The 5,366-nt window shown below is 48.5% G+C and carries 2 tRNA genes and 2 rRNA genes; all 4 read left to right on the top strand.

The window, feature by feature from the left end:
* The first annotated feature begins 206 nt into the window (after nucleotides 1–206).
* Nucleotides 207–1,734, top strand: a 16S ribosomal RNA gene (locus tag M8998_RS16185).
* A gap of 146 nt (nucleotides 1,735–1,880) precedes the next feature.
* A tRNA-Ile gene (locus tag M8998_RS16180) sits at nucleotides 1,881–1,957 on the top strand.
* A gap of 120 nt (nucleotides 1,958–2,077) precedes the next feature.
* Nucleotides 2,078–2,151 (top strand) — tRNA-Ala (locus tag M8998_RS16175).
* A 237-nt stretch (nucleotides 2,152–2,388) separates the two neighbouring features.
* Nucleotides 2,389–5,274 (top strand): 23S ribosomal RNA (locus M8998_RS16170).
* Together the 16S and 23S rRNA genes with 2 tRNA genes alongside form the textbook arrangement of a ribosomal RNA operon.
* Nucleotides 5,275–5,366: the final 92 nt, after the last annotated feature.

The raw sequence follows: 5,366 nt of genomic DNA, 5'->3' as shown, positions 1-5,366 counted from the left end.
GCCAAAGCGCGATGCGGCGGCGAGAAAGTTCTTTAAAGAAATGATCATGATGCGTGGTGAGTAGTTTAGCTTTAGATTTTGAAGCGGCGAAAGTCACGAATAGAAGATGAAGCTAGAATAAAAAAATACGATTCCGGATTAGATATTAAAAAAAGACAATTTCTAATTATTTTATATAAATAGTTAGGTGTCGAACAATTCATTTTACAATGGAGAGTTTGATCCTGGCTCAGGATGAACGCTAGCGGCAGGCCTAATACATGCAAGTCGAACGGGATCTGAGGGTAGCTTGCTACCCGATTTGAGAGTGGCGCACGGGTGCGTAACGCGTGAGCAACCTACCCATATCAGGGGGATAGCCCGGAGAAATCCGGATTAACACCGCATAATAATACGTTAACACATGTTAATTTATTTAAATATTTATAGGATATGGATGGGCTCGCGTGACATTAGCTAGTTGGTAAGGTAACGGCTTACCAAGGCGACGATGTCTAGGGGCTCTGAGAGGAGAATCCCCCACACTGGTACTGAGACACGGACCAGACTCCTACGGGAGGCAGCAGTAAGGAATATTGGTCAATGGGCGCAAGCCTGAACCAGCCATGCCGCGTGCAGGATGACTGCCCTATGGGTTGTAAACTGCTTTTGTACGGGAATAACCCCTATTATGTATAATAGGCTGAATGTACCGTAAGAATAAGGATCGGCTAACTCCGTGCCAGCAGCCGCGGTAATACGGAGGATCCAAGCGTTATCCGGATTTATTGGGTTTAAAGGGTGCGTAGGTGGCTTTTTAAGTCAGGGGTGAAATACGGCAGCTCAACTGTCGCAGTGCCTTTGATACTGAAGAGCTTGAATTGCGTTGAAGATGGCGGAATGAGACAAGTAGCGGTGAAATGCATAGATATGTCTCAGAACACCGATTGCGAAGGCAGCTGTCTAAACGTTTATTGACACTGATGCACGAAAGCGTGGGGATCAAACAGGATTAGATACCCTGGTAGTCCACGCCCTAAACGATGATAACTCGATGTTTGCGATATACAGTAAGCGTCTTAGCGAAAGCGTTAAGTTATCCACCTGGGGAGTACGCCCGCAAGGGTGAAACTCAAAGGAATTGACGGGGGCCCGCACAAGCGGAGGAGCATGTGGTTTAATTCGATGATACGCGAGGAACCTTACCCGGGCTTGAAAGTTACTGAATAACTCAGAGATGAGTTAGTCCTTCGGGACAGGAAACTAGGTGCTGCATGGCTGTCGTCAGCTCGTGCCGTGAGGTGTTGGGTTAAGTCCCGCAACGAGCGCAACCCCTATGTTTAGTTGCCAGCACGTTAAGGTGGGGACTCTAAACAGACTGCCCGTGCAAACGGAGAGGAAGGTGGGGACGACGTCAAGTCATCATGGCCCTTACGTCCGGGGCTACACACGTGCTACAATGGCCGATACAGCGGGCAGCTACCTGGCAACAGGATGCGAATCTCGAAAAGTCGGTCACAGTTCGGATCGGGGTCTGCAACTCGACCCCGTGAAGTTGGATTCGCTAGTAATCGCGTATCAGCAATGACGCGGTGAATACGTTCCCGGGCCTTGTACACACCGCCCGTCAAGCCATGAAAGTTGGGGGTGCCTAAAGCATGTAACCGCAAGGAGCGTGTTAGGGCAAAACCGATAATTGGGGCTAAGTCGTAACAAGGTAGCCGTACCGGAAGGTGCGGCTGGAATACCTCCTTTCTAGAGATGCGGAAACGTATTCTTGCCATGCATCGTGACATTACTTTAAAAATAAAGAAGAAACAGAACACTACAAGGAAATACAGCACCCACCCTAAGAGATTACGGTTCGGTAGTATTACCCGAGAGAGAAGAGAGATATAGCTAGTCCCGTAGCTCAGTTGGTTAGAGCACTACACTGATAATGTAGGGGTCAGCAGTTCAAATCTGCTCGGGACTACCAAATAGTATTGCGAGAAGCGTATTGCGATGAGCGATATGTGTATTGAGATAGTAGTATTGAGAATCATTAATGATCTCACATCGCACTACTCAAATCTCACTACTATTATCTAATTAACACGGGGAATTAGCTCAGCTGGCTAGAGCACCTGCCTTGCACGCAGGGGGTCAACGGTTCGACTCCGTTATTCTCCACAAGTTTAGTACTGCGTATTGAGATATGCGTATTGAGATTCAGTAAGGCGAGATAATATATCTCACTAGAAAGATCTCACTACTCACTACTCAAATCTCAACTACTAAAACGAACGTTCTTTGACATATTGAGAGAAAGAAGACACAAGAAAAGAAACAACAGAGCATATCTGTTCTAACTTTTCGGAGTTAGACAGAACAATCGTCCCTCCCGAGCAAAAGCGGGAAGTGGATTTGAAGAAAGTAACAAAGGGCACACGGGGGATGCCTAGGCTCTCAGAGGCGATGAAGGACGTGATAAGCTGCGATAAGCCACGGGGATTAGCAAATGTGAATTAATCCGTGGATTTCCGAATGGGGCAACCTAACTAGTAGAAGACTAGTTGTATAATACGCGAACGCGCCGAACTGAAACATCTAAGTAAGCGTAGGAGGAGAAAATAATAATGATTTCGTAAGTAGTGGCGAGCGAACACGAAAAAGCCCAAACCATAGATGTTACGGCATTTATGGGGTTGTAGGACCACGACATTGCATTGTCGCTATGAACTGGAAGCAGGTGGGAAACTGCGCGATATGGGTGATAGCCCCGTACAGGTAAAGAATGACAGCATAGTGGTATCCTGAGTAGGGCGGGACCGGAGAAATCCTGCTTGAATCTGCCAGCACCATCTGGTAAGGCTAAATACTCCTGAGAGACCGATAGTGAACCAGTACCGTGAGGGAAAGGTGAAAAGAACCCCGAACAGGGGAGTGAAAAGAACCTGAAACCGTGTGCTTACAAGCGGTCGGAGCGGATTTATTCTGTGACGGCGTGCCTTTTGCATAATGAGCCTACGAGTTACTCTTGTCCGGCAAGGTTAAGTCGTTCAGCGACGCAGCCGCAGCGAAAGCGAGTCTGAATAGGGCGTATAGTCGGATGAGGTAGACGCGAAACCTTGTGATCTACCCTTGGGCAGGTTGAAGTTGCAGTAACATGTAATGGAGGACCGAACCGATAAACGTTGAAAAGTTTCCGGATGACCTGAGGGTAGGGGTGAAAGGCCAATCAAACTGGGAAATAGCTCGTACTCCCCGAAATGTTTTTAGGAACAGCGTCGACATATGAGTCTTGCAGAGGTAGAGCTACCGATTGGGTGCGGGGGAGTCAAATCCTACCAAATCCAGACGAACTCCGAATGCTGTAAGATATGGTCGGCAGTGAGGCTTTGGGTGCTAAGGTCCAAGGCCGAGAGGGAAAGAACCCAGACCATCAGCTAAGGTCCCTAAATATACGCTAAGTTGAACTAACGAGGTCCGGTTGCCCAGACAGCTAGGATGTTGGCTTGGAAGCAGCCATTCATTTAAAGAGTGCGTAACAGCTCACTAGTCGAGCGACCGGGCGTGGATAATAAACGGGCATCAAGTGTATTACCGAAGCTATGGATTCATACCATTAGGTATGTCTGGTAGGGGAGCATTCTATCATCGGGGAAGCAGTGAGGTGACTTATTGTGGAGATTATAGAAAAGCAAATGTAGGCATAAGTAACGATAAGGCGGGTGAGAAACCCGCCCACCGAAAGAACCAGGTTTCCTGATCAACGCTAATCGGATCAGGGTTAGTCGGGGCCTAAGGCGCATCCGAAAGGAGGTAGCCGATGGACAACGGGTTAATATTCCCGTACTTTTATATACTGCGATGTGGTGACGGAGTAGTGACACTGCCGCGAACTGACGGAATAGTTCGTTGAAGTGTGTAGGTATACAGACTGTAGGCAAATCCGCAGACTGTGCTGAAACACGATAGTACTGCAAACCTTCGGGGGCGCAGATAGTGCAGGTAATCAGACTTCCAAGAAAACCCGCTAAGCTTCAGGTATATAAAACCCGTACCGCAAACCGACACAGGTGTTCGAGGAGAGAATCCTAAGGTGCTCGAGTGAATCATGGCTAAGGAACTCGGCAAAATGGCCCTGTAACTTCGGGAGAAGGGGCGCTTCCTCCAGCGATGGAGAAGCCGCAGTGAAAAGGCCCAGGCGACTGTTTAGCAAAAACATATGGCTTTGCAAAATCGAAAGATGAAGTATAAGGCCTGACACCTGCCCGGTGCTGGAAGGTTAAGAGGGGATGTCATCGCAAGAGAAGCATTGAATCGAAGCCCCAGTAAACGGCGGCCGTAACTATAACGGTCCTAAGGTAGCGAAATTCCTTGTCGGGTAAGTTCCGACCTGCACGAATGGTGTAACGATCTGGGCGCTGTCTCAGCCATGAGCTCGGTGAAATTGTGGTATCGGTGAAGACGCCGATTACCCGCAACGGGACGGAAAGACCCCATGAACCTTCACTATAGCTTAACATTGGAATTGGATACAGGATGTGTAGGATAGGCGGGAGATGTTGAAGCGGCTTCGCTAGGAGTCGTGGAATCAACCTTGAAATACCGCCCTTTCTGTATTCGGTTTCTAACTCGGTTTAGCCGAGGACATTGTTTGGTGGGTAGTTTGACTGGGGTGGTCGCCTCCAAAAAGGTAACGGAGGCTTTCAAAGGTGGGCTCAGTACGCTTGGTAACCGTACGAGGAGTGCAATGGCATAAGCCCGCTTGACTGTGAGACCAACAAGTCGATCAGGGTCGAAAGACGGACATAGTGATCCGGTGGTTCTGTATGGAAGGGCCATCGCTCAAAGGATAAAAGGTACTCTGGGGATAACAGGCTGATCTCCCCCAAGAGCTCATATCGACGGGGAGGTTTGGCACCTCGATGTCGGCTCGTCACATCCTGGGGCTGGAGAAGGTCCCAAGGGTTGGGCTGTTCGCCCATTAAAGTGGCACGCGAGCTGGGTTCAGAACGTCGCGAGACAGTTCGGTCCCTATCTGTTGTGGGCGTTGGAAGTTTGAGTGGATCTGTCCTTAGTACGAGAGGACCGGGATGGACTGACCGCTGGTGAACCAGTTATGCCGCCAGGTGTACGGCTGGGTAGCTACGTCGGGAATAGATAAGCGCTGAAAGCATCTAAGTGCGAAACTAGCCACGAGATGAGACTTCCTTATAGGGTCGTAGAAGATGACTACGTTGATAGGTCATAGGTGTAAAGGTAGAGATACCATAGCCAAGTGATACTAATAGCCCGAAGCTTTCGCAATGATAGAAAACGTGTTCTGTTGTTTCCTGTGTTTTTTTAAAACATAGATTATATTTTCTTATTGTCCTTCTTTCTTTCAAATATATGTCGTT

It is taken from the genome of Sphingobacterium sp. lm-10 (assembly GCF_023554555.1).
Classification (GTDB): Bacteria; Bacteroidota; Bacteroidia; order Sphingobacteriales; family Sphingobacteriaceae; genus Sphingobacterium.
The sequence above is the reverse complement of the archived record's forward strand: the minus strand, read 5'-3'. Positions and strand labels throughout refer to the sequence as shown.